Consider the following 23,870-nt stretch of genomic DNA (forward strand, 5'->3'; position numbering starts at 1 on the left):
CCCAGGGTGCAGCAGGAGGAGAAAAAATGGCTGCCGGGGGAGGGTAATGCGCAGTGCCTGGAAAAGTGTGCGGGACAAACCTGTGGTATAACGACAAAAGCAATATGAAACATTAGCTTGGATTTAAAAATTCCCTGCCCCTTCATTCATAGAGACTTTTCTCATTACTATTTATGGATTGGTCATAAAACCTTTGTTCATTTGACTACTTTTCGTGTTTCCCATTGCAGAGTAAGATGCCACTTCAATAAAAATAAGAATTGGGAGTTCGGGTGTGAAGGCATTAGAAAAAGAAAGGATATCGCCGTATATCAGCCAGTTATACGAGTGCGGTATTAATGATTCTGACATTAAGTTGGTGGTGGACCAATTTCGCTCAGATCTGTCCGGCAGCTCGTCCCTGTTCTTATTGCGGGATGATGACAAGAGCGACGGTATCAAGCTCTTCTCCAGTGGCCTGAGCGAGGCGCAGCAGCAGTTCTATGTGCAGCACCATCGCCAGGATGTGTGGTTCAACCATTACCTGGACAAGGGCTGCCAGGGCATCGTGAGCGCCAACGCCATCTCCAACTCCGCCGGCCTGCTGGCCAGCTTCGGCGCCCAGTTCGCGGCGGGCGGCGTCTGCCGGGTGAAGGGGCGCGGCCTCAGCAGCCTGTGCAGTTATCGCGGCGCCGCCCAGGATGACTTCAGTGCTCAGGATCTCTCTTCCCTGACCGAGATCTATTCCGGCCTGGCCGCCTGGAGTCAGCATTATTGGAACCTGCTGGCCCTGGAAACCCAGAACTATCAGCTGCAACAGTTGGTGAAAAACCATAATAAGCCCAGTGCCATCATCGATGACAAAGGCCATATTCATTATTCCAATGTGGCGTTTAACCGGATCTCCGATGAAAATGTGGAGCTGCGGGCGATCAATGGTATTTTCTCGCTGCAAAATAAGGAGCAGCAACGCCAGCTCAAGGAGATATTGAATGGCTTTGCCTATCTGTTGCCGGGGGCGAGCGCTTATATGTCCATTCCCCGTCAGGCCAATTTAAGGCCGCTGCTGATCCAGTGCACCCTGATGAGTGGGCTCAGCCGGTTCGAGCGTTATGTCGAGGTGGTACTGCGCGACCCCGAGCACTCCTTCAATCCCGACATAGAGGCGCTGGCCAGCCTCTATCCGCTGACCATAGGCGAGAAGGAGCTGCTGGTGCTGATGAGCAAGGGCTACAGCAGCAACGATATCGCCGAGCTGCGAGGGGTCAAGGTCGAGACCGTCCGCTCCACCCTGAAGGGGGTGTTCAAGAAGACCGACTGCCACAGCCAGAACGAGCTTCTGCTGCTGCTGCAATCCATCTCCTGAGATGCCGCCAGCTATGCTTGGAGTGAGCCGGACATAGTGCCCGGCTTGCGCCTCCCGCCCGGGAGGCCTGTGGGGGAAGCGTCATGGAATCACTCAAGGCGAAGGATTATATGCAGACCAGGCCCATCACGTTCGGCGCGGACATGATGGTGCAGACGGCGGTCGCCAAGTTTCTCAACAGTCATCAGCTCGGTGGCCCTGTGGTGGATGCCAAGGGCCATCTGATCGGCTGGGTGTCAGAGCAGGACTGCATCGCCGTCATGTTGAAAGAGGCCTATCACTGCGAGCAGGTGGCGCAGGTCAAGGATGTGATGCGCAAGGAGGTGCTGGCCGTCGGCCCCGACACCAGCATCCTGGAGCTGGCGGAGATGATGATGGGCCAGAAACCCAAGATCTATCCGGTGGTGGAGGAGGGGCGCCTGCTCGGGGTGATCAGCCGCCACAACGTGATGCAGGCAATCCATGCCCAGCTGGGTACTTGCTTCGTGCATCAGGCCAGGGGCTGACGCCCGGCTCGACATTCGTCATCAGGAGCAGGCCGGGTGCCTGCTCTTTTCATCCGCACCATTGCGCTTATCCGGACTCGGCACGCTTTAAGGCTTGCACCGCTCCCGCCCGCTCTTTAGGATCTCCCCAGCTATCGATATGGCCCCCCGCGGGCTTTCTATAAGGAATCTGTACCTTGTCTCTCTCTATCGAGGCGCTGCGCCGCCGTCTCTCAGCCTGCATGAATCTTGATGCCCGTCGCCTTTCCAGTCGCCTGCACGGGGTCAAGAAATTGCCTGAGGGCAAACAGACCGCCGTGCTGGAGACCCTGGCCGCCGAGCTGGACAGCGCCGAGGCGCGCTATCGCTCCCGCCTGGCGGGGGTGCCCAAGGTCACCTACCCGGCCAACCTGCCGGTCAGCCAGAAGCAGGCCGAGATCGCCAAGGCGATCAGTGAGCATCAGGTGGTGATCATCGCCGGCGAAACCGGCTCGGGCAAGACCACCCAGATCCCCAAGATCTGCCTGGCGCTCGGGCGCGGGGTGAAAGGCTACATAGGCCACACCCAGCCGCGCCGGCTGGCGGCTCGCACCGTGGCGGCCCGCATCGCCGAGGAGATGCAGTCCGAGCTCGGCCAGTACGTGGGCTACAAGGTGCGCTTCACCGATCAGGTGAGCGAGCAGACCCACATCAAGCTGATGACCGACGGCATACTGCTGGCGGAGATCCAGCACGATCGCATGCTGACCCAGTACGACACCATCATCATCGATGAGGCCCACGAGCGCAGCCTCAACATCGACTTCATCCTGGGCTACCTCAAGCAGCTGCTGCCGAGGCGGCCGGATCTCAAGGTGATCATCACCTCGGCCACCATAGATCCCCAGCGCTTCTCCAATCACTTCAACCAGGCGCCGGTGATCGAAGTGTCAGGTCGTACCTACCCGGTGGAGGTGCGCTATCGCCCGCTGCTGGAGGGTGAGGGGGATCGCGACGAACTGCAGGGCATCTTCGATGCAGTGGAGGAGCTGGCGCGCGAAGGGCTAGGGGACATCCTCATCTTCATGAACGGCGAGCGGGAGATCCGCGACACCACCGACGCCCTGCGCAAGCTCAACCTGCGCGATACCGAGGTGCTGCCGCTCTACGCGCGCCTCTCCAACAGCGAACAGAACAAGGTGTTCCAGCAGCACGCCGGGCGGCGCATCGTGCTCGCCACCAACGTGGCGGAGACCTCGCTGACGGTGCCGGGCATCCGCTATGTGATCGATCCGGGCACCGCCCGCATCAGCCGCTACTCCTGGCGCACCAAGGTGCAGCGTCTGCCCATCGAACCCGTCTCCCAGGCCAGCGCCAACCAGCGCATGGGGCGCTGCGGCCGGGTCGCGGACGGCATCTGCATCCGCCTCTACAGCGAGGAGGATTTCAACAACAGGCCCGCCTTCACCGATCCCGAGATCCTGCGCACCAACCTGGCCTCGGTCATCCTGCAGATGCTGGCGCTGGGTCTTGGCAACATGGAGGCCTTCCCCTTCGTCGAGCCGCCGGAGTCGCGCCACATCAAGGACGGTCTCTCCCTGCTCAAGGAGCTGGAGGCGGTGCGCGAGCTGCCCGCCAGCCGGGAGCAGGAGCCCAAGCTGCAGCTGACCGAGAGTGGCCGCCAGCTGTCGCGCATCCCGCTCGATCCCAGGCTCGCCAAGATGGTGATCACGGCGGCGCAGACCGGCTGCCTGAGCGAGGTGATGGTGATCACCGCTGGCTTGAGCATCCAGGATCCCCGCGAGCGGCCCATGGAGAAGAAGCAGGCCGCCGACGAGCAGCACCGCCGCTTCGAGGACAAAGAGTCCGACTTCCTCGCCTTCGTCAACCTGTGGAACTACCTGAAAGAGCAGCAAGACCTGCTGGGCAGCAACCCGTTCCGCCGCCTGTGCCAGAAGGAGTTTCTCTCCTACCTGCGGGTGCGCGAGTGGCAGGACATCCACTTCCAGCTGCGCCAGACGGTGAAAGAGCTGGGCTTCAAGAGCAATTCGGAGCCCGCTGACTTCAAGACGGTGCACTGCGCCCTGCTGACCGGCCTGCTCAGCCACATCGGCAACAAGGATCTGGAGAAACCGGAGTTTCTGGGGGCCCGCAACGGTCGCTTCCACCTCTTCCCGGCCTCCGGCCTGTTCAAGAAGCCGCCCAAGTGGGTGATGGCCGCCGAGCTGGTGGAGACCTCCCGCCTCTATGCCCGCATCAACGGTCGCATCGAGCCCGAGTGGGTGGAGCCGCTGGCCGGTCACCTCATCAAGCTGCATCACAGCGACCCGCACTGGTCGAAGAAGAACGGCGCCGTCATGGCCAAGGAGAAGGTGACCCTCTATGGCCTGACCCTGGTCAACGAGCGGCTCATCAACTTCAGCACCCTGGATCCCGTCCTGTGCCGCGAGCTGTTCATTCGCCGCGCCCTGGTGGAGGGGGACTTCGAGACCCGCCATCGCTTCTTCGGCGAAAACCGCAAGCTGCTGGCCGAGGTGGAGGCGCTGGAGCACAAGTCGCGCCGGCGCGACATCCTGGTGGATGACGAGGACCTGTTCCGCTTCTACGACGCCCGCTTGCCCCAGGAGGTGATCTCCAGCCGTCACTTCGACAAGTGGTGGAAGGAGGCGCAGAAGCAGGATCCCGAGCTGCTCAACTTCGAGCGGGAGATGCTGATGAAGGGGGATGCGGCCCACATCAGCGATCTCGACTACCCGAACTTCTGGCAGCAGGGGCGGCTCAAGCTCAAGCTGAGCTACCAGTTCGAGCCTGGGGAGGCGGCGGACGGTGTCACCCTGCACATCCCGCTGCCGCTGCTCAACCAGGTGGAGGTGAAAGGCTTCGAGTGGCTGATCCCCGGCCTGCGTCACGAGCTGCTGGTGGCGCTGATCAAGTCGATGCCAAAGCCGATGCGCAAGAACTTCGTGCCGGCCCCCAACTATGCCGATGCGCTGCTCGCCAGCATCAACCCCGAGCAGGGGCCGCTGCTGGACGAGATGGAGCGCCAGCTGCGGCGCATGACAGGGGTGACTGTGCCGCGCGAGGCCTGGGATTGGTCGGCGGTGCCCGATCACCTGAAACTCACCTTCCGGGTGCTGGATGACAAGCACAAGCCCATCGCGGAGGGCAAGGATCTGGAGGCGCTGAAGGAATCCCTGCGTGGCAAGGTGCAGGAGACCCTGTCCCAGGTGGCGGATGACGACATCGAGCAGTCCGGCCTCACCCTGTGGAGCTTTGGCGAGCTGCCGAAGGAGTACAGCCAGAAGCGCGGCGGCTTCGAGGTGAAGGCCTATCCGGCTTTGGTCGATCAGAAAGACTCGGTCGCGATCCAGCTGGTGGAGAGCCCGGTGGCCCAGCAGCAGCTGATGTGGAGCGGCCAGCGTCGGCTGATCCTGCTGGGGGTGCCATCCCCCATCAAGTACCTGCAGGAGAAGCTGCCGAACAAGGCCAAGCTCGGCCTCTACTTCAACCCCTTCGGCAAGGTGGCGGAGCTGATTGATGACTGCATCGCCTGCGGCTGCGACAAGCTGATCGAGCGCCACGGCGGCCTGGCCTGGGACGAGGCGGGCTTCGAGGCGCTCAAGGAGTTCGTGCGCGCCGAGCTCAATGACGCCGTGGTGGAGGTCGCGAGTCAGGTGGAAACCGTGCTGACCCTGTCCCACGAGATCAAGAAACGGCTCAAGGGCAAGATGCAGCTCGATACCGCCTTCGCCATGTCCGACATCCAGTTGCAGCTCGACAAGCTCATCCACAAGGGGTTCGTGACCGAGACTGGCTGGCAGCGGCTGCCGGATCTGCTGCGCTACCTGCGCGCCATCGAGCGGCGGATGGAGAAGCTGGCCATCGATCCCAATCGCGACCGGGTCTACATGCTCAAGGTGCAGAGCGTCGAGGCCGACTACAAGGCGCTGCTCGCCAAGATCCCGAAATCCCAGCCGATCCCGGCCGAGGTGGCCAACATCCGCTGGATGATCGAGGAGCTGCGGGTCTCCTTCTTCGCCCAGCAGCTGGGGACCCCTTATCCGGTCTCCGACAAGCGGGTCTTGAATGCGATAGCCCAATGCTAAGTTGCTATGTGGCTGTTTTTCTGCGCCATAATGTGACGGAATGCTTGGGCGAAGAGAGCGAGGGGAGGTGGTGATGCTGGGGATCTGGTTAGGAGTGGCGCTGGTCAACATCAGCGGCTATCAACCCATTGCGGAGCAAACCTGGGTGCAGCTCAATCCGGAGTACTATCCGCTGCACCGTGCCGTGCCCCCCATCTTCGTGGCCTGGCGGGGCAACCAGTTCCCGCCGCTGGAACAGAAGAAGAAGAACGGCCATTGGCAAGTCCTGTTCCCCGCCCGGCTGGTGCCCCCCTTCGATCTATTCGAGGGGGAGGCCCAGCTCTCCAAGGCGTATCTGGCGCGCCTCAAGCGCATCGACGAGATGGCCTATGGCATGGCGCCCCATCAAGCGGTCAGTCAACTCGCCAGTGCGCCCTCGTCATGGGATGAGGGGAGCAGTGCCCCCTTTATCGCCGAGTTCTCGCTGCCGGGAATGGACGCGGCAAGGAGTCGGACGACACAGACCGAGCCCCTGCTGGCCAGCCTGATGCGCCATGGCGCCCTGGGCGCGCAGGCGTCCGAGCGGGCCACTGCAGTGCAGATCGCGGCCGTCAGCCAGCTGGTCGAGGCGACCACCCTGACCCTGTCTGCGCCGGCGGCGGGAGGCGAGTCGCGGCTCTGCCATCAGGTGGTGGCGGGGGAGACCCTCTGGCGCATCGCGAGCCAGCTGGTGGGGCAGGGAGCCCAGGCCGGGGCCGATACCTACAGCTATCTGCTGGCGCTGGTGGCGGAGAACCGGACCAGCATGGGCAAGGGGATCCAGGTGCGGGCCGGCCAGAGCCTCTACTGCCCGCGGGCCGAGACCCTGGCCCAGTTCGATGCCATGAGCCCTGCTCAGCGCCAGCAACAGTTTGCCCGGCTGGAGCAGGGGCACTGATCGCCCAGAGTCCTCCGCCGCGACAGTTCGTCTGATGGGAAGGCTCGGCGGATCCCGCACGGTTCGCGGCTTGTATCCGCTATGACCCCATGCTAGTATTCGCGCTCGTTTTGCGAGGTGCTGACCGGTCGCAGTCAACACCATAAATTCATCTTAAAAGAGATAACCACTATGTCTTTCGTATTCCAAGCTGAAGTCCGTTCTGACCTGGGGAAAGGTGCGAGCCGCCGCCTGCGTCACGCTGACCAAGTTCCTGCCATCATCTACGGTGCAGGCAAAGAAGCTCTGTCCATCACCCTGGACCACAAAAAAGTAGTACTGGCCCAAGAAAAGCCGGAATTCTACGAGTCCGTACTGACCATGGTCATCAACGGCGAAGAAGTTAACGTAAAAGTGAAGGCTATCCAGCGTCACCCGGTACGTTACAAGCTGGTTCACCTGGACTTCGTTCGCGTCTAATCGCGTCGATCCGGTTGAATTAAGAAGCCACTCTCCGGAGTGGCTTTTTGCATTCTGGCACGCTTGCTGCTGCCATGAAAAAGGGCGACCCGCGGGTCGCCCTTGTCGTCTGCCTCTCTACCAGACCGGCTGGGTGAGGTAGGGATTGCTGACCCGCTCGCGACCGAAGGTGGAGCTGGGACCGTGGCCCGGCACGAAGACGATGTCATCGCCAAGGGGCAGCAGGGTCTCGGTGATCGAGCGAATGAGGGTGCCGTGATCGCCACGGGGAAAGTCGGTGCGGCCGATGCCGCCGGCGAACAGCACATCGCCGACCCAGGCGAGCCGCTCGGCCTGGCTGAGCAACACCACATGGCCCGGGGTGTGGCCGGGGCAGAAATAGACCTCCAGCTCGCAGTTACCGACAGTCACCTTGTCGCCCTGCGCCAGCCAGCCGTCCGGGCTGAAGGCGGGGGTGTGGGGAAAACCGAACATCTGGCTCTGCTGGGGCAGCATGTCGAGCCAGAAGGCGTCTTCCTTGTGGGGACCGATGATCTTGACCCCGCTCTGCTCGCGCAGTTGGTCGGCGCCCCCCACGTGATCCAGATGACCGTGGGTCAGGATGATCTTCTCCAATACCAGGTTGTGCCGGGCGATGGCCGCCAGCAGCTTGTCTGTCTCACCACCGGGATCGATCAGCGCCGCCTGGCGGGTCTCGTCGCACCAGATGAGGGAGCAGTTCTGGGCGAAAGGGGTGACCGGGATCACCTCGAATTTCAACATGCTGGGGTCTCCTGATTGGCCTCTGCGGCCTGCTGCTCGGCAAAGAAGGCGAGGCAGGCCTGCTTGTCGCCCCGAAAGCGGATCCGCTCCCGTTTGTTGTTGAGCTGATAGAGATACATGGGATCGTAGTAGCGGGTCAGCAACAGGCGGATCCAGGCCAGGTGCAGCTCGGTGTGGCCGCTGCCGGCCTGCTCGAGGAGGGCCGCTTGCATCAGCTGATCCAGCTCGCGATGGTCCCTGTCCCCGAGCCGCTTCTTGAGGCGCGCCAGGGCATCGGTCAGGTAGCCGGCAAACAGCGGCCAGCCCTCCTCGGCGCCATACATCTCCTGGTAGCGCTGCCAGAGATCCTGCACGTAATCGACCCGGATCTGCTCGGCCCGCTCCTCTTGCGGCACATCCACCACCACCAGCGGTGCCTGGCACATGGCCTCATAGAGGCTATGGGGCAGGGCACAGCGGCCGATGAGGCGGCTCTCGTCCTCCACCACGAAGGCGTGCTCGCCCCGGTGACGGCGCTTGAGCAGCTCGATGGCGATCTTGTTCTCGAAGTTGATGTTGCTGGGCTGGCCGCCCGGCAGCTGGCCGAAGGAGGAGCCCCTGTGATGGGCGTGCCCCTCCAGATCCACCGCCTGGGCAACCTGGCCCAGCATATGGGTCTTGCCGGAGCCGGTCATACCGGTCAGCACTGTCCAGTGGCACTCGGTCGCGGCCCGGTCCTGGGTGTCGATCAAGAAGCGGCGCAGCTCCTTGTAGCCCCCGGCCACCCGCGGACGGGTGACGCCGGCCTCATGCAGCCACTGCTGCACCGTCTGCGAGCGCAGGCCGCCACGGAAACAGTAGAGCAGGGCATCGGGCTGCTGGCGCAACTGGGCCAGCCAGCCCTCGAGGCGTTCGGCGCGCACCGCGCCGCCCACCAGCTTGTGGCCAAGTGCGATGGCGGCGGCCTGGCCCTGCTGCTTGAAACAGGTGCCCACCTTGGCGCGCTCCTCGTCCGTCATCAGCGGCAGGCTGACGGCAGTGGGGAAGGCGCCCTCCTTGAATTCGATGGGGGCGCGCAGGTCGATGAGCGGCACATCCTGCAAGAAGATCCCGGCCAGGTCCGTGGCGAGTGGCAGTTCACTCATCGCGCATCACCCCGCAAGGCCTGGGCCAGATCGATGTTGGCGGCAAATCGCGATGAACTCATTGGATGACCTCGATAAAGCGCTCGCCATCCCGTGCCTTCATCACGCCGATGGGGGAGAGGCTGAGGCCGGCATCGGCGGCGATGCTCAGCAGCTCGGCTTCGCTCTCCTTGCCGACGGCCACCAGCAGGCCGCCGCTGGTCTGGGGATCGCACATGATGTTGCGGGTGCGATCGTCCATGGCATCGAGCTTGTGACCATAGGAGTCGTGGTTGCGCAGGGTGCCGCCGGGCACGCAGCCCTCGGCCAGGTAGTAATCCACCTCGTCCAGCAGCGGCAGCGCCCCGAACTCGAGGCGGGCGCACAGCTTGGAGCCTTCGCACATCTCCAGCAGGTGGCCGGCCAGACCGAAGCCGGTCACATCTGTCATGGCGTGAACCCCCGGCAAGGCTGCGAACTGTTGGCCGATCTTGTTGAGGGTGCACATGGCGTCCGGGGCCAGCTGCTCGTGCTCGGGCTTGAGCTTGCCCTTCTTCTGGGCCGTGGTGAGGATGCCGATGCCGAGCGGTTTGGTCAGATAGAGCACATCGCCGACCTTGGCGGTGTCGTTCTGTTTGATGGCATCGAGCGGCACTATGCCGGTCACCGCCAGGCCGAAGATGGGCTCGGGGGCGTCGATGCTGTGGCCGCCGGCCAGGGAGATCCCCGCCTCGTGACACACCTGGCGGCCGCCGTCGATCACCTGCTGGGCCACTTCCGGGGCCAAGGTGTTGATGGGCCAGCCGAGGATGGCGATGGCGACGATGGGCTTGCCACCCATGGCATAGATGTCGCTGATGGCGTTGGTGGCGGCGATGCGGCCGAAGGTGAAGGGATCGTCGACGATGGGCATGAAGAAGTCGGTGGTGGAGACGATGCCCTGACCGTTGCCGATGTCCACCACGGCGGCGTCATCCTTGCTGCTGTTGCCCACCACCAGGGTCGGATCGTCGAACCCCGGGATCTGGCTCTTGAGAATGGTGTCGAGCACCTTGGGGGAGATTTTACAGCCGCAGCCAGCGCCATGGCTGTATTGGGTCAGACGAATGGAAGACATACTTACCCCTCTTGGTTCAAGCTCGTTCAGGCTGGTGCGACGCTGCTCGAGAACGGCGCGGCCATCACGGTACGGATAGATCGCAGAAAACGGGTGACCTTGGCTGGCATAGCGGGCGGACCGCTGAATGGGCCGTCGAGTCGGACGGGGCGCCGGGGGCAGGGACCCCACAGCAGCGCCACCAAGGGCCACGGGACGGGGCATTATGCCACAAAGCGAGTGCGGGATCCGAACCGCAATTGAGATGAATGCGCGCGGGGGAGGCGCACAGGCGCCGCCGTGGCCCTGATGGCCGGGAGCGGCTCTGCTACAACTTAGGCATCCCTTTCTCGCAAGGTAAGCGCCATGAGCCTGAGCTGGTTCTCCTGGGCCCTGTTATCGGCCATCTTCGCCGCCCTGACCGCCATCTTCGCCAAGCTGGGGGTGCAGCATATCAACTCGGATCTGGCGACCCTGATCCGCACCGCCATGATCTTGCTGGTGCTCGGTTGTTACATCGGGCTCAGCCACCAGTGGAGCAACCCGCTGCAGCTGTCTGGCCACAGCTGGCTGTTCCTCGGCCTGTCGGCGCTGGCGACCGGGGCCTCCTGGCTCTGCTACTTTCGGGCCCTGCAGCTGGGGGAGGCCTCCCAGGTCGCACCGATCGACAAGTTCAGCCTGGTGTTGGTGGTGCTCTTCGCCTGCCTCTTCCTCGGCGAGCGACCCGCACCGCGGGAGTGGCTGGGCATCGGCCTGATTGCGGTTGGGGTGCTGGTGCTCGCCATCAGGCGCTAGGGGCGCGACGGCTGGTTCGGCACACCTGGCAAGTCGGCGGGCGGCAGGCGCCGAAGGATGGGGATAGACTGGGTTGTCACCCACCGAAGCGGAGCAGCCTTGTCATGAAACTCTATGCCCACCCTTTCTCGTCCTACTGCCAGAAGGTGCTGATCGCCCTCTACGAGAACGCCCTGCCGTTTGACTATCGCAACCTGGAGGATCCCCAGGCCAACGCCGAACTGGCGGCCCTCTGGCCCCTCAAGCGCTTCCCCGTCCTGCAGGATGGCAAGCGCACCGTGCTCGAGAGCAGCACCATCATCGAGTATCTCCAGTGCCATTATCCCGGCCCCCAGTGCCTGATCCCGGCCGGTGATGCGGGCATCAAGGTGCGCATGCTCGATCGCCTGTTCGACAGCTATGTGATGACCCCGATGCAGAAGGTGGTACTGGACCAGCTGCGGCCAGAGTCTGAGCGCGACAGCCATGGGGTGGCGGAGGCCCGCGAGATACTGGACAGTATCTACCCCTGGCTCGACGAGCGGCTCGAAGGGCGCCGCTGGATCGCCGGTGATGCCTTCACCCTGGCGGACTGCTCTGCCGCTCCCTCGCTCTTCTATGCGGATTGGGCCCATGAGATCCCGCCCGTTCACGCCAGGCTGCGGGCCTACCGTGCCCGTCTGCTGAGTCGGCCCTCGGTCGCCCGGGCGGTGGACGAGGCGCGGCCATTTCGCCACTACTTCCCGCTGGGGGCGCCGGATCGTGACTGAACAGGGCGGTGGCAGGCTGTCCTCACAGGCTCGGCGTCTTGTCGACCCAGGCAGCAGCAAGCGCGCAGGGGGGCGACGGTATCAGCAGGGGAAACACAATGCTTTATGCATGAAAATGGATTTTTATGAAAATATTGCCGATATTTCCCCGGGGAATTTTCAATATCAGCGATTGAATACGCAGTTTTTTTGCATAGACAAGAGCGCAACTCTCTCCTGCCGTTGGGGGCTGAGTTCCCCAAGCCCAACGGTTGGCAGTGAAGGTAGGGCGATTCGATGGGTATCTGTGGCAAGCCCCTTGGTCAGCGTGACCCTCGTTATCTCTTGCCGTGGAAGGGCGCAAACAAAAGGCCCGCTAGCGATAGCGGGCCTTTTCTGTGACACGGTAGGTCTCCCTTTACTGGCAAAGAGAGCCCTGCGGTCGCTGCGGCTTAGCGGGCGCGCACCGCCAGCCCCTTCAGGTAGAAGCCTTCCGGATAGGCGGTGCCGATGGGGTGATCGGAGGCCTGGGACAAGAGCTCCAGGATCTGGGCATCGCGGCCGGCGTCCAGCGCGGCATCGGCCACTATCTTCTGGAACAGGCTCTGCTCCATCAGGCCGGAGCAGGAGTAGGTCAGCAGCACGCCACCCGGCGCCAGCAGCTGGAACGCCAGCATGTTGATGTCCTTGTAGCCACGGCAGGCACCCAGCAACTGGGCCTTGCTCTCGGCAAACTTGGGCGGGTCCAGCACGATGACATCGAACTTCTCGCCCTTCTCGCGGTATTCGCGCAGCAGCTTGAACACGTCGTGGCGGACGAACTGGGTGTTGGAGACATCCAGCCCGTTCAGCTCGGCGTTCTGGCGGGCCATGTCCAGCGCGTTCTGGGAGAGATCGACGTTGACCACCTCACGGGCGCCGCCCTTGAGGGCGTAGATGCCGAAGCCACCGGTGTAGCAGAAGCAGTTGAGCACCCGCTTGCCTTCGGCGTACTTGGCCACCGCCTGGCGGTTGTCGCGCTGATCCAGATAGAAGCCGGTCTTGTGACCATTGCGGATGTCCACCAGGATCTTGACGCCGTCGTTCTCTTCGATCATCACCGGCTCGGTCGGGGCCTCGCCATGGATGACGCCGGTGCGCTCCTGCAGGCCCTCTTTCTTGCGTACCGCCACGTCGGAGCGCTCATAGATGTTGCACTCGGGGTAGAGGGTACGCAGCGCCTGGGTGATCAGCTCGCGCTGGAACTCGGCCCCGGCGGAGAGGATCTGGCACACCAGGAAGTTGGCGTAGCGATCTATGGTCAGGCCCGGCAGGCCGTCCGACTCGGCGGCGCACAGGCGATAGCCGGTGAGACCCTGACGCTTGATCAGCGGATCCCGGGATTCCTGGGCATATTTGAGGCGGCGGATAAAGAAGTCCAGATCGATGGTCTCCTCTTTATCGAAGGTCCAGACCCTGGCCCGGATCTGGGAGCTGCCGGACCAGGAGCCACGGGCGAGCCACTTGCCATCGTTGCTGTAGATCTCGACGGTGTCGCCATCGATGGGGTTGCCCTGCACCTTGTCGATCCCCTTGGAGAAGATCCAGGGGTGACGGCGCAGCAGGGATTTTTCGCGGCCTTTGACGAGATAGATGTATGTGCTCATGGGTGTTTGCCGATGCCAGGAAGAGGAGGGGGCACATTCTAGTGTTAAAGGAGGCCTTAAGCCAGCCTTGCCCCACGGCTTTCGTGGGCCCGCCCTGCGCCTCGCCCGCCCTGACGCGCCGCCAATGTTAAACAACTCGATAAACCTGAACCTTATCTGTCACTTGCCGGCAACAAACTTCTGCAATTGTTAGCCAGCTCGCGGTGTGAGCCGGGAAAAGCGGGCAGAGTATGTGCGCCGTCTGGCTCTTGCCTGCGGCAGCTAACAAGGTGCTGCGGCCTCAGGGTCGCCCAATATCACTGGCAACAATAAACAAGAAAGGAAGGCTTAACATGTCAGGAAGACACTCTCTGCTGGCGCTCTCGATCGGGCTGGCATTGTCTGGACAGGTGCAGGCACAGCTGCTCATCACCGAATATCTGGAAGGATCCGGCAACAACAAGGCGGTGGAGCTGAGCAATCTCGGCGCCAGCGCGGTCGATCTCGGTCAATACCGGCTGGCCCTTTACGCCAACGGCCGCACCCTGGCGGCGGGACCGACCAACAGCCTGCCCCTGCAAGGGACCCTGGCCCCCGGCGCCAGCCTGGTGCTGGCCCACCCCTCGGCGCTGGCCGCCACCCTGGCCAAGGCCAACCAGCTCAGCGGCAACCTGGTGTTCAACGGCGACGATGGGCTGGTGCTCTATCGGGGGGACGAGATAGTCGACAGCCTGGGTCAGATCGGGGTGGATCCCGGCACCGCCTGGGTGTCCGGCGCCGTCTCGACCCTGGACATGACGCTGCGGCGCAAGGCCAGCGTCAACCTGGGGCGCACCGGGGCCGAGGCCGCCTTCGACCCGGCGGCGGAATACCAGGGCTTCGCCCGGGATGAGGTGAGCGGCCTGGGTTGCAGCGGCGAGCAGAGCTGCGATGGCACAGAGCCGCCGGTCTTCGCCTGTCCGGTGGACGAGCTGATCTCCGTACCGGCCATTCAAGGCTCGGGCGATCGCAGCCCGCTGGTGCCGGCCGGCAAGTTCGAATCCGAGACCGCCCATGCCACCCGCGGGGTGGTGACCCAGGTCGTGAGCGGCCTCTACAAGGGCTTCTTCATTCAGGACACACAAGGGGACGGCGATCCCGCCAGCTCCGATGGCCTGTTCGTGCAGAGCAGCCAGACCAGCGGGCTGGTGCCCGGGGCCGAGGTGTGTGTCTCCGGCAAGGTGAAGGAGTATTACAACCAGACCCAGCTCAGCGCCGACGCCCTGACGGTGACCCAGCCCATGGTGGGCTTGGTGCCGGCTGTGGATCTGGTAGCGACGGCGGGCGAGAGCCTGACCACCCTGCTGGAGCGCCACGAGGGGATGCGGGTGCGGCTGGTGCCCGAGTCCAGCCTGGTGGTCACCCGCAACTTCAGCTTCGACTACGATGGCAAGCGCAACAACCTGGTGCTGGCCTACGGCGCGCCGCTCATCAAGTCGACCCAGAAATTCCCGGCCATGAGCGAGCAGGCGAGCCAGTGGGCCGAGCGCAATCGGCTGAATCAGCTGGTGGTCGAGACCGATGCCAAGGCGCCGGATGGCGTCCTGCCCTGGTATCCCGCCTTCGATGCCGAGCAGGGCTATCTGCGCACCGGCGATCGGCTGAGCAACCTGGAAGGGGCCATCGGCTACTCCTATGATTTCTACCGGCTGGTGGCGGACAACAGGATCACCCCGGCGGACGTGGATCACCGCGGCTGGGATAGGGTGCAGACCCCTGAGCTGGCCGCTGCGGGGGATCTGCGGGTGGCGAGCTTCAACGTGCTCAACTTCTTCACCACAGTGGTGGGGGGCGATGCCAACCCGACCGGCAGCAACCGAGGCGCCCTGACGGTGGCCGAGTTCGAGTTGCAGCGCACCAAGATCGTCAGCGCCATCACCCGGCTCAACGCCGATGTGGTCGGGCTGATGGAGATAGAGAACAACGGCTATGGGGAGAACTCCGCCATCGCCAATCTGGTGGGGGCCCTCAACGCCGCCCTGCCGGACGAGCAGGATCACTACGCCTGGGTGGCCTCGCCGGATGGCCAGCCCATGGGCACGGACGCCATCACGGTGGGGCTCATCTACCGGCCCGCCAAGGTGAACCTGGAGGGCGGCGCTCAGCTGATTCCGCTGCCGGTGCAGGTGGCCGAGGCCGTCGACGGCGCAGGCAAGCCGGTCAGCATCCGGCAGGGCATGCGCGACTCCCTGATGCAGCGCTTCCGCTCACCCAAGGGGGATGCGCCGCTGACCCTGGTGGTCAACCACCTCAAGTCCAAGGGATCGGCCTGCTACGAGGACTATCCCGACTATGCCAGCGCCGATCCCCTGGATGGGCAGGGGCACTGCAACGCGCTGCGGGTCTCCGCCGCGAAAGTGCTGGGGGAGCGACTCAAGCAGGAGGCGGGGGATCTGCTGGTGATCGGGGATCTCAACGCCTACGGGATGGAGGATCCGGTGCGGGTGCTGACCGACTATGATCCGGCCGCCCAGAGCCGCCAGATCATGAGCGCCGGCTTCACCCAGCTGGCCGGCCAGCCCTATGAGGAGCAGCCGGGCGCGGTGGGCAAAGGGGCCGGGTTGGTCAACCTCAACACCCAGTTCCACGGCACAGATACCTACTCCTACAGCTATGAGGGGGAGCTGGGCAATCTGGATCACGCCCTGGCGAGCCCGGGTCTGGTGAGCAAGGTGATCGGCATCGAGGATTGGCACATCAACTCGGCCGAGAGCAACTTCTTCGAGTACGGCAGTAAGTTTTCGGGTCAGCTGACCAAGTCCGAGGGGCCGTTCAGCGCCTCGGATCACGATCCCGTGCTGGTGGCCATCCAGTACCCGCTGCCGCCGACCGGGGAGCTCGGCCTGAGCCAGAGCGCGGCCAGCGTGGAGGAGGGCAACACCCTCAGCCTGGCGGTGCAACGGCTGGCCGGCAGCCATGGCGCCGCCAGCGTCAGCTGGCGGGTGCAGCACGGCAGCGCCGACGGCCAGGACGTGGCACCGCAGAGCGGGGTGCTGAACTGGGCGGACGGGGACAAGGAGGAGAAGAGCCTGCAGATCCCCATCCTGAGCGACACCCGCAACGAAGGGGATGAGACCTTCAGCCTGGTGCTGCACGATGCCAGCGGCGCCACCCTGGGGGAGCAGCATCAGACCCTGGTGACCATCAAGGACAAGCTGGCCCCCTCCACCATCGCCCTGCAGAGTCCCGTCATCAAGGTGAGTGAGGGTGACTGGCTGGTCGAGATCCCGCTGGTGCGCAGCGGCGATCTGCGTCAGCCCGCCCGTGCCCAGTTGGCACTCGATGGCCTGAGCGCCCGCTGGGGGCTGGACTTCCTGCCCTGGTTCGGCCAATCCGTGAGCTGGGCCGCCGGTGAGGGCGGCGTCAAGTCCATCAAGGTGCTGGTCATCGACGACTGGTTTGTCGAGCCCACCGAGCAGTTCAGGGTCAGCCTGCAGCGGCTGCAAGGGGCGCAGGCCGGTGATCAGCAGGAGACCCGGGTCGACATCCAGGACAACGACAAGTCCTGGTGGCCCTTCGGGCGCTGAGTCGGCAGGCAGAAAGGGACCCTCGGGTCCCTTTTTTCATCCGGCGTTTTATAGGGCGATAAAATGTGCGCCAATAAAAAAGGCCATCCGTTGGATGGCCTTGTCGTTTGCGGTGGCGAGCCTCAGATCCGCAGACCCGTCATCGCCTGACTCAGCTCGGTGGCGGTGGCCTTGAGGCCTGAGGTGCCGGCGACCGAGGCGCTGGCCGACTCTTCCACCCGACCGGCCTCGTTGCGCACCTGATCCAGGTTGCGAGTGATCTCCTCGGCGACCGAGCTCTGCTCCTCGCTGGAGGTGGCGATCTGGGTGCTCATCTCCAGCACCGCGTCGCTGTGGCTGCTCAGCTTGTCGATGTCCTGCCCCACCTCGGTGATGAGCGCCTGACTGCTGGCGGCGCGGCCGACGGTCTTCTCCATGATGTCGTTGAGCGCGCCTGTGCCGGCCTGCAGCTCCTCGATCATCTGCTGGATCTCCACCGTGGCCTGCTGGGTGCGGCTGGCGAGGGTGCGCACCTCATCGGCCACCACCGCAAAACCGCGACCCTGCTCGCCGGCCCGGGCGGCCTCGATGGCGGCATTGAGCGCCAGCAGGTTGGTCTGCTGGGAGATGGCGTTGATGACGCTGACCACCTCGTTGATGCGATTGGCGTTGTGGGTCAAGCGCTCGACGGCGCCCGAGGCATTGCCAATCTCATCGGCCAGGGTACGGATCGCCGTGATGGTGCGGGCCACCCGCTCGGCGCCGTTGGCGGCCTCCTCGCTGGACTGGCGGGTCTGCAGCAGGGTGTCGTTGGCGTTGCGGGCGACTTCCCTGATCGCGGCGGACATCTGCTCCATGGCGGCGGCCAGGGAGTCCATGTGCTGGCGCTGGGCACGGGCCAGGGTTTCCCCGTCGCTGGCGTGCTCGCGGAACTCGTCGGCGGCCATGGCCAGCGCCTCGGCGGACTCATCCACGAGGCGCACTATCTTGTGCTGGCGATCGGTGAATCTGTCTATGCTGCCGGCCAGGATGGAGAACTCGTCCCGCACCGGGAAGAAGTTGAGGCGGAAGGTGAGATCCCCGTCGGCCACCGTCTGCAGCGCCTTGTTGGTGGAGTAGAGCGCCCCCGCCACGAAGGTCATCAGGTAGTGGGTGATGAGGGCCAGCAGGGCGGCCAGCACGGCGATGATGGTGAGGGTCTTGCCTTGCCCGTCCCACGGGGAGTAGTGGCTGGCATCCAGGGTGCCGGTGACATAACCGGCCTGACCCGCGCTCGCGCTGAAGCTGTAGTGATCCCCTTGCTGGCTCAGGCCGCCGCTGGCGCTCTGGCTCAGGGTGAGCTCGGCCGGCAGGCGGAGGGTCGGTTGCTGGCTCACCAGTTGCGCCGTGGTCTCGACCCGTTGCTGCAACTGATCCAGCCGCAGCTGCATCTGCCGATCATGACCGTCGGCCAGCAGATACCAGGTGAGGAAGGCGATGAACAGCAGGGGGCACCAGAAGGTGATGAGAAATTTTTCGCTGATTGTGAGGTGAATGAGATAACGGTCAACCCACCGAAACTTTACTTCTTTCATAATGATATTGCGTCCTGCAAGGGAAGAGTGTCGCACTCATTATCGCCTTGGAGGGAAATTTCTTAAGGGAAAGGTGCCGAAAATGGGAGAGCAATCGTTTGTCGTCCGGGTCTGGGGCCAGGTGCAGGGCGTGGGATTTCGCTACTTCACCCGGGAGCGGGCTCTGCAACTGGGGCTGCGGGGTCATGCCTACAATCTGGAGGATGGCTCGGTCGAGATCCTGATCGCCGGTCCCGAGCAGAGGGTGCAGATGATGCTGGGCTGGCTGGAGCACGGCCCCAGGACGGCGACTGTGACCCGAATGGAGTGTGCCAAGGCAGCGCCGCCCACGGGTAGCGGCTTTCATACCAACTAGCAGAAGGGAGGCAAGAGCATGGAGAGGATGCCACAGACGGCATGGCTGGAGCAGGCGCACGGGCTCATCGATCAGTATTGGGCGGCCACCCTGGCCCTGCGCCAGCGGGCGGATGTGGCCGAGGTGCACGCCTACCGGATCGCGGCCCGCCGGCTGCTGGCGCTGCTCGCCCTGTGGCGCCCCCTGATCCACCAACCCGGGCTGGAGCGGCGCCTGCACCGCGCGACCTGTCGACTCTCCGCCCTGCGGGATGCCCAGGTGTATGGGGAGCGCTTCGGCGGCAAGGCCGTCCCCATGCCGCCAGTCCGGGTGCCCATGTTGACGGTGCGCCTGGAGCGCTGGATCAGCCGCCTGGCCCAGGTGCCCACCGACTTCAATCCCTTGCCACTGTTTCAACTGCAGCTGGTGCTGCGGCTGGCCGACGGGCTGGCGGCGCCGCTGGATGCCACCGCTAGCGAGCGGCGCCAGTTGCGCCATTGGCATCGGTTGCGGCTGATCCTCAAGCAGACCCGCTACGGGGTGGAGCTGCTGGTCGGGCAGGGGGTCGGCGATCCGGCCTGGCTGGCCATGCTGATCGAGTGGCAGGAGCGGCTCGGTCAGCTGCAGGACGGTCGGCAATGGCTCAGACGGCTGCGCCGCAAGCGGGTCAGCGACAAGCGCAAGCGTCAGCTACGTCGGCTGGAGGCGGCGATGCACTGCCAGTTGCAGCAGCTCGATTGCCAGCAGGCGGAGCTGGTCGGGCTCAGGATGGCGATGCTGCGCCCGGCCTGATGACTGGGGCCGTTCAGTGGCAATGAAGGGCTAGAAAGGAAGAGATAAAAAAAGAGAGGCCAATGGCCTCTCTTCTTGATCGCAGCGTGTTGATTACAGCGTGCGGGTCGCGCTTACTTGACGCGCATGCCGGGCTGGGCGCCTTCCTGGGGCTCCAGGATCCAGAGATCCTTGCCGCCCGGGCCTGCGGCCAGCACCATGCCCTCGGACATGCCGAAGCGCATCTTGCGCGGCGCCAGGTTGGCCACCATCACGGTCAGCTTGCCTTCCAGATCTTCCGGGTTGTAGGCAGACTTGATGCCGGCGAACACCTGACGGGTCTCACCGCCCAGATCCAGCTGCAGCTTGAGCAGCTTGTCGGCTTCCGGCACGGCTTCGGCCTTCTTGATCAGCGCCACGCGCAGGTCAATCTTGGCAAAGTCCTCGTAGGAGATGGTCGGGCTGATGGGGTCATCCGCCAGCGGACCGGCCACCTTGGGTGCCTGCTCCTTGGCCAGATCTTCCTTGGAGGCTTCGATCATGGCCTCAACCTTGGCGGGCTCGATGCGGGAGAACAGCGCCTTGAACGGGGCCAGCTGGTGGTTGGTCAGCGGCTTGGCGACTCCTTCCCAGCTGAGGGTCTCACCCAGGAAGGCTTCGGTGCGCTCGGCCAGCAGCGGCATGACGGGCTTCAAGTAAGCCATCAGCACCCGGAACAGGTTGATGCCGACGGAGCAGACGTCCTGCAGCTGCGCATCCGCGCCTTCCTGCTTGGCGATGACCCAGGGGGCCTTGTCGTCCACGTAGCGGTTGGCCTTGTCGGCCAGCGCCATGATCTCGCGAATGGCGCGGCTGAACTCGCGGGCCTCGTAGGCGTCGGCAATAGACGCGCTGGCGTTGGCAAACTCGGCGTAGAGCTCGGGTTCGCTGCAGTTGTCAGCCAGCTTGCCGTCGAAGCGCTTGGTGATGAAACCGGCGTTGCGGGAGGCCAGGTTGACCAGCTTGTTGACCACATCGGCATTGACGCGGGAGACGAAGTCTTCCAGGTTCAGATCCAGATCGTCGATGCGGCTGTTGAGCTTGGCGGCGTAGTAGTAACGCAGGCATTCCGGATCCAGGTGCTTGAGATAGGTGCTCGCCTTGATGAAGGTGCCCTTGGACTTGGACATCTTGGCGCCGTTGACGGTCACATAGCCGTGCACGTTGACCTTGGTTGGCTGGCGGAAACCCGCTCCTTCCAGCATGGCCGGCCAGAACAGGCAGTGGAAGTAGGCGATGTCCTTGCCGATGAAGTGATAGAGCTCGGCGGTGGAGTCTTTCTTCCAGTAGCTGTCGAAATCGATGTCGCCACGCTTGTTGCACAGGTTCTTGAACGACGCCATGTAGCCGATGGGGGCATCCAGCCAGACGTAGAAGTACTTGCCCGGCGCGCTGGGTATCTCGAAGCCGAAGTAGGGGGCGTCACGGGTGATATCCCACTGCTGCAGGCCGCTCTCGAACCACTCCTGCATCTTGTTGGCCATCTCTTCCTGGATGGCGCCGGAGCCACGTACCCAGCCGGCGAGCCAGGTTTCGAATTGGGGCAGGTCGAAGAAGAAGTGCTCTGAGTCCTTCATCACCGGGGTCGCACCCGAGACGGCGGATTTCGGATCGATGAGCTCGGTCGGGCTGTAGGTGGCACCGCAAGCGTCGCAGTTGTCACCGTATTGCTCGGGGGACTTGCACTTGGGGCAGGTGCCCTTGACGAAGCGGTCCGGCAGGAACATGGACTTTTCCGGATCGAACAGCTGGGTGATGGTACGGCCCTTGATGAAGTCGCCCTCTTTCAGGCGCCCGTAGATCAGCCCCGCCAGCTCGCGGTTCTCGTCGCTGTGGGTGGAGTGATAGTTGTCAAAGCTGATGTTGAAGCCGGCGAAATCCGTCTGATGTTCTTCGGACACGGCCGCGATCATCGCTTCCGGGGTGATCCCGAGCTGCTGCGCCTTGAGCATGATGGGGGTGCCGTGCGCATCGTCGGCACAGACGAAATGCACCTGATGGCCACGCATTCGCTGATAACGAACCCAGATATCGGCCTGGATGTGTTCCAGCATGTGACCGAGATGGATGGAGCCATTGGCATAGGGGAGGGCGCAGGTTACCAGCATTGTACGAGGATCAGTTGCCATAATACGTTCTTTATGTGCCTGTTGGGATGATACAGTGCCGTGCATGTTACCCGAATTGGGGGCGGCCTGCCTAGGGTTGTGGCCTTGCCTGGCGCGGCAGAGGGCATCCCGGATCCGCAGTCAAGCCACTGATTTGTGTGCGGTAACCGTTCACCTCAGCATAACGACAACATAATGGGGAGTTAATGGTGATTGATTCAGTAAAACAGATCCTTGCCGAATTTAAGCCGGCAGGGTGGGGCAAAGATCTGGTGGCGGCCGGTTTCGTGCGTGCCATCGAGCATCATGAGCAGCGCCTGACCATCAAGCTGGTGCTGCCGTTTGCCGGGCGCTCCCTGTTTGAGCAGATTAAGCAAGACTTCGATTCCCGCCTGCGCATCGCAACGGGAACCGCCGCCATCGACTGGCAATGCGACATCGAGGTGGCGAGCATGCCCCGCGCCCAGCAACTGGCGGCGGTGCAGGGTATTCGCAACATCCTGGTGGTGGCCTCCGGCAAGGGCGGGGTGGGCAAGTCCACCACCGCCGTCAACCTGGCGCTGGCGCTGAGCAGGGAGGGCGCGCGGGTCGCCATCCTGGATGCGGACATCTATGGCCCCTCCATTCCGACCATGATGGGCACCCTCAAGGAACGTCCCGGCAGCCGCGACGGCAAGACCATGGAGCCGGTGATGGCCTGTGGCCTCAAGAGCAACAGCATCGGTTACCTGGTGGCCGAGCAGGATGCCACCATCTGGCGCGGCCCCATGGCGAGCAAGGCGCTGGCGCAGATCCTGCACGAGACCCGTTGGGGCGAGGTGGATTATCTGGTGGTGGACATGCCGCCGGGCACCGGCGATATCCAGCTCACCCTGGCCCAGCAGGTGCCGACCACTGCGGCGCTGATCATCACCACGCCGCAGGACGTGGCGCTGGCGGACGCACGCAAGGGCATCGCCATGTTCAACAAGGTGCATGTACCTGTGCTCGGCATCATAGAGAACATGAGTTATCACGTCTGCAGCGCCTGCGGTCATCATGAGGCGCTGTTCGGGACCGGCGGCGGCCAGAAGATGGCAGAGCAGTATCAAGTGGCACTGCTTGGCCAGCTACCGCTGCACATCGACATCCGTCAGCACATGGACAATGGGACTCCCACCGTGTTCGGTGCGCCGGAAGGGGATCTGGCTGAGGCTTACCTCAAGCTGGCCCGCCGGGTCAGTGCTGAGCTCTATTTCAGCGGTAAACCGATTGCGACCCCGCTCTACACGGTGGCGCTGGACGAATAATCGGCTGTTGGCCGATTGCAATGGATTTGGGGTGGGCATGGCTCACCCTTTTTTATATAATGGATCGGTTTAAACAATCCCCAGTGCTCTTCTCCTTAGGTATTTTCAATGTCTGATACTCAACATTCGTGTGTGATCATCGGTATTGCTGGTGCATCCGCATCCGGCAAGAGTCTTATCGCTCAAACCATTTATGAAGAGCTGGTGGCCGAACTGGGCGCAGGTCAGATTGGTGTGATCACCGAGGATTGCTACTACCGTGATCAGACCCACCTGACCATGGAAGAGCGGGTCAAGACCAACTATGACCATCCCAATGCCCTGGATCATGATCTGCTGGTGCAGCATCTGAGCCAGCTGGTGCGCGGAGAAGCCGTCGATATTCCCCAGTACTCCTATACCGAACACACCCGCCTGGCGGAGGTGACCGCCTTTGCCCCCCGTCGGGTCATCATCCTGGAAGGGATACTGCTGCTGACCGATAGCCGGCTGCGGGAGCTGATGGATGCCTCCATCTTCATGGATACCCCGCTGGACATCTGCCTGTTGCGCCGGCTGGTGCGCGACGTGCAAGAGCGCGGCCGGACCATGGACTCGGTACTCAAGCAGTATCAGAAGACGGTGCGCCCGATGTTCATGCAGTTCATCGACCCGTCCAAGCAGTACGCCGATGTGATAGTGCCCCGCGGCGGCAAGAATCGCATCGCCATCGACATGCTCAAGGCGCGCATTCGCCACATGTTGATCGGATAAGATGCTACAAGCCGGGCGATGCCCGGCTTTTTTAAATGAATCATTTAGCAGGAGAGTC

At 63.3% G+C, this 23,870-nt stretch carries 18 protein-coding genes; 12 read left to right on the forward strand and 6 right to left on the reverse strand.

What is annotated here, in order from left to right; all coding sequences use genetic code 11:
* Window positions 1-274: 274 nt before the first annotated feature.
* From KW825_RS11050 to rplY, 5 genes are all read left to right on the forward strand, one after another.
* On the forward strand, window positions 275-1,345 hold the full coding sequence (locus tag KW825_RS11050) for a LuxR C-terminal-related transcriptional regulator (RefSeq protein WP_218291440.1): 1,071 nt from the start codon (window positions 275-277) through the stop codon (window positions 1,343-1,345).
* 83 nt (window positions 1,346-1,428) lie between these two features.
* Window positions 1,429-1,851 (forward strand): CBS domain-containing protein, encoded by a 423-nt coding sequence (locus tag KW825_RS11055; RefSeq protein ID WP_042654793.1) that lies wholly within the window; start codon window positions 1,429-1,431, stop codon window positions 1,849-1,851.
* Window positions 1,852-2,027: 176 nt separating this feature from the next.
* The gene (gene hrpA / locus KW825_RS11060) at window positions 2,028-5,915 is read left to right on the forward strand and encodes an ATP-dependent RNA helicase HrpA (RefSeq protein ID WP_218329236.1); all 3,888 of its coding nucleotides are present in this window, start codon (window positions 2,028-2,030) and stop codon (window positions 5,913-5,915) included.
* Window positions 5,916-5,988: 73 nt separating this feature from the next.
* Window positions 5,989-6,831, forward strand: coding sequence for a hypothetical protein (locus tag KW825_RS11065; protein WP_218329331.1), 843 nt, complete (start codon window positions 5,989-5,991; stop codon window positions 6,829-6,831).
* A gap of 171 nt (window positions 6,832-7,002) precedes the next feature.
* Window positions 7,003-7,290: a 50S ribosomal protein L25 gene (gene rplY, locus KW825_RS11070; RefSeq protein ID WP_042654790.1), complete on the forward strand. Its 288-nt coding sequence runs from the start codon at window positions 7,003-7,005 to the stop codon at window positions 7,288-7,290.
* Window positions 7,291-7,407: 117 nt separating this feature from the next.
* Here the strand turns inward: rplY and KW825_RS11075 are convergent, their stop codons facing one another.
* The 3 genes from KW825_RS11075 to selD are packed head-to-tail and all read right to left on the reverse strand — an operon-like array spanning window position 7,408 to window position 10,272.
* Window positions 7,408-8,052 (reverse strand): MBL fold metallo-hydrolase, encoded by a 645-nt coding sequence (locus tag KW825_RS11075; RefSeq protein ID WP_218329237.1) that lies wholly within the window; start codon window positions 8,050-8,052, stop codon window positions 7,408-7,410.
* The gene (gene mnmH / locus KW825_RS11080) at window positions 8,046-9,176 is read right to left on the reverse strand and encodes a tRNA 2-selenouridine(34) synthase MnmH (protein ID WP_218329238.1); all 1,131 of its coding nucleotides are present in this window, start codon (window positions 9,174-9,176) and stop codon (window positions 8,046-8,048) included. Before mnmH ends, KW825_RS11075 begins: the two co-directional genes overlap by 7 nt.
* Window positions 9,177-9,234: 58 nt before the next feature.
* Window positions 9,235-10,272 carry a selenide, water dikinase SelD gene (selD, locus tag KW825_RS11085; protein WP_218329239.1) on the reverse strand — a complete coding sequence of 346 codons (1,038 nt, stop codon included), beginning with the start codon at window positions 10,270-10,272 and terminating at the stop codon, window positions 9,235-9,237.
* 345 nt (window positions 10,273-10,617) lie between these two features.
* Between selD and KW825_RS11090 the strand changes: the two genes are divergently transcribed.
* Window positions 10,618-11,046, forward strand: a complete 429-nt coding sequence (locus KW825_RS11090) for an EamA family transporter (protein WP_042654786.1) — start codon at window positions 10,618-10,620, stop codon at window positions 11,044-11,046.
* A gap of 104 nt (window positions 11,047-11,150) precedes the next feature.
* On the forward strand, window positions 11,151-11,795 hold the full coding sequence (locus KW825_RS11095) for a glutathione S-transferase family protein (RefSeq protein ID WP_218329240.1): 645 nt from the start codon (window positions 11,151-11,153) through the stop codon (window positions 11,793-11,795).
* A gap of 431 nt (window positions 11,796-12,226) precedes the next feature.
* On the opposite strand, the gene KW825_RS11100 is transcribed toward KW825_RS11095, so the two are convergent.
* A complete protein-coding gene (locus tag KW825_RS11100; RefSeq protein ID WP_218329241.1) occupies window positions 12,227-13,420 on the reverse strand; it encodes a class I SAM-dependent methyltransferase in 1,194 nt (397 codons plus the stop codon).
* A 332-nt stretch (window positions 13,421-13,752) separates the two neighbouring features.
* Between KW825_RS11100 and KW825_RS11105 the strand changes: the two genes are divergently transcribed.
* Window positions 13,753-16,965: an ExeM/NucH family extracellular endonuclease gene (locus KW825_RS11105; RefSeq protein WP_256353836.1), complete on the forward strand. Its 3,213-nt coding sequence runs from the start codon at window positions 13,753-13,755 to the stop codon at window positions 16,963-16,965.
* Window positions 16,966-17,087: 122 nt separating this feature from the next.
* Here KW825_RS11105 and KW825_RS11110 read toward each other — a convergent pair whose 3' ends face one another.
* Window positions 17,088-18,518, reverse strand: coding sequence for a methyl-accepting chemotaxis protein (locus KW825_RS11110; RefSeq protein ID WP_218329242.1), 1,431 nt, complete (start codon window positions 18,516-18,518; stop codon window positions 17,088-17,090).
* An 82-nt stretch (window positions 18,519-18,600) separates the two neighbouring features.
* Between KW825_RS11110 and KW825_RS11115 the strand changes: the two genes are divergently transcribed.
* Window positions 18,601-18,873 (forward strand): acylphosphatase, encoded by a 273-nt coding sequence (locus KW825_RS11115; RefSeq protein WP_042654781.1) that lies wholly within the window; start codon window positions 18,601-18,603, stop codon window positions 18,871-18,873.
* Window positions 18,874-18,900: 27 nt separating this feature from the next.
* Window positions 18,901-19,644, forward strand: coding sequence for a CHAD domain-containing protein (locus KW825_RS11120; RefSeq protein WP_218329243.1), 744 nt, complete (start codon window positions 18,901-18,903; stop codon window positions 19,642-19,644).
* 113 nt (window positions 19,645-19,757) lie between these two features.
* Here the strand turns inward: KW825_RS11120 and metG are convergent, their stop codons facing one another.
* Window positions 19,758-21,791: a methionine--tRNA ligase gene (gene metG, locus KW825_RS11125; RefSeq protein WP_218329244.1), complete on the reverse strand. Its 2,034-nt coding sequence runs from the start codon at window positions 21,789-21,791 to the stop codon at window positions 19,758-19,760.
* A gap of 185 nt (window positions 21,792-21,976) precedes the next feature.
* On the opposite strand from metG, the gene apbC reads away from it, so the two are divergent.
* Window positions 21,977-23,059: an iron-sulfur cluster carrier protein ApbC gene (apbC, locus tag KW825_RS11130; RefSeq protein ID WP_218329245.1), complete on the forward strand. Its 1,083-nt coding sequence runs from the start codon at window positions 21,977-21,979 to the stop codon at window positions 23,057-23,059.
* A 108-nt stretch (window positions 23,060-23,167) separates the two neighbouring features.
* Window positions 23,168-23,812, forward strand: coding sequence for a uridine kinase (udk, locus tag KW825_RS11135; RefSeq protein WP_042654777.1), 645 nt, complete (start codon window positions 23,168-23,170; stop codon window positions 23,810-23,812).
* Window positions 23,813-23,870 lie beyond the last annotated feature (58 nt).

The sequence above is a fragment of the Aeromonas sp. sif2433 genome, from assembly GCF_019218705.1.
Lineage (GTDB): Bacteria > Pseudomonadota > Gammaproteobacteria > Enterobacterales > Aeromonadaceae > Aeromonas > Aeromonas encheleia.

What these genes read in the sequence shown, in the direction of transcription:
- KW825_RS11055 (WP_042654793.1), top strand. Translation starts at nt 1,429, where the DNA reads ATGGAATCACTCAAGGCGAAGGATTATATGCAGACCAGGCCCATCACG.
- KW825_RS11065 (WP_218329331.1), top strand. Translation starts at nt 5,989, where the DNA reads ATGCTGGGGATCTGGTTAGGAGTGGCGCTGGTCAACATCAGCGGCTAT.
- rplY (WP_042654790.1), top strand. Translation starts at nt 7,003, where the DNA reads ATGTCTTTCGTATTCCAAGCTGAAGTCCGTTCTGACCTGGGGAAAGGT.
- KW825_RS11075 (WP_218329237.1), bottom strand. Translation starts at nt 8,052, where the DNA reads ATGTTGAAATTCGAGGTGATCCCGGTCACCCCTTTCGCCCAGAACTGC.
- mnmH (WP_218329238.1), bottom strand. Translation starts at nt 9,176, where the DNA reads ATGAGTGAACTGCCACTCGCCACGGACCTGGCCGGGATCTTCTTGCAG.
- selD (WP_218329239.1), bottom strand. Translation starts at nt 10,272, where the DNA reads ATGTCTTCCATTCGTCTGACCCAATACAGCCATGGCGCTGGCTGCGGC.
- KW825_RS11090 (WP_042654786.1), top strand. Translation starts at nt 10,618, where the DNA reads ATGAGCCTGAGCTGGTTCTCCTGGGCCCTGTTATCGGCCATCTTCGCC.
- KW825_RS11095 (WP_218329240.1), top strand. Translation starts at nt 11,151, where the DNA reads ATGAAACTCTATGCCCACCCTTTCTCGTCCTACTGCCAGAAGGTGCTG.
- KW825_RS11100 (WP_218329241.1), bottom strand. Translation starts at nt 13,420, where the DNA reads ATGAGCACATACATCTATCTCGTCAAAGGCCGCGAAAAATCCCTGCTG.
- KW825_RS11105 (WP_256353836.1), top strand. Translation starts at nt 13,753, where the DNA reads ATGTCAGGAAGACACTCTCTGCTGGCGCTCTCGATCGGGCTGGCATTG.
- KW825_RS11110 (WP_218329242.1), bottom strand. Translation starts at nt 18,518, where the DNA reads ATGAAAGAAGTAAAGTTTCGGTGGGTTGACCGTTATCTCATTCACCTC.
- KW825_RS11115 (WP_042654781.1), top strand. Translation starts at nt 18,601, where the DNA reads ATGGGAGAGCAATCGTTTGTCGTCCGGGTCTGGGGCCAGGTGCAGGGC.
- KW825_RS11120 (WP_218329243.1), top strand. Translation starts at nt 18,901, where the DNA reads ATGCCACAGACGGCATGGCTGGAGCAGGCGCACGGGCTCATCGATCAG.
- metG (WP_218329244.1), bottom strand. Translation starts at nt 21,791, where the DNA reads ATGGCAACTGATCCTCGTACAATGCTGGTAACCTGCGCCCTCCCCTAT.
- apbC (WP_218329245.1), top strand. Translation starts at nt 21,977, where the DNA reads ATGGTGATTGATTCAGTAAAACAGATCCTTGCCGAATTTAAGCCGGCA.
- udk (WP_042654777.1), top strand. Translation starts at nt 23,168, where the DNA reads ATGTCTGATACTCAACATTCGTGTGTGATCATCGGTATTGCTGGTGCA.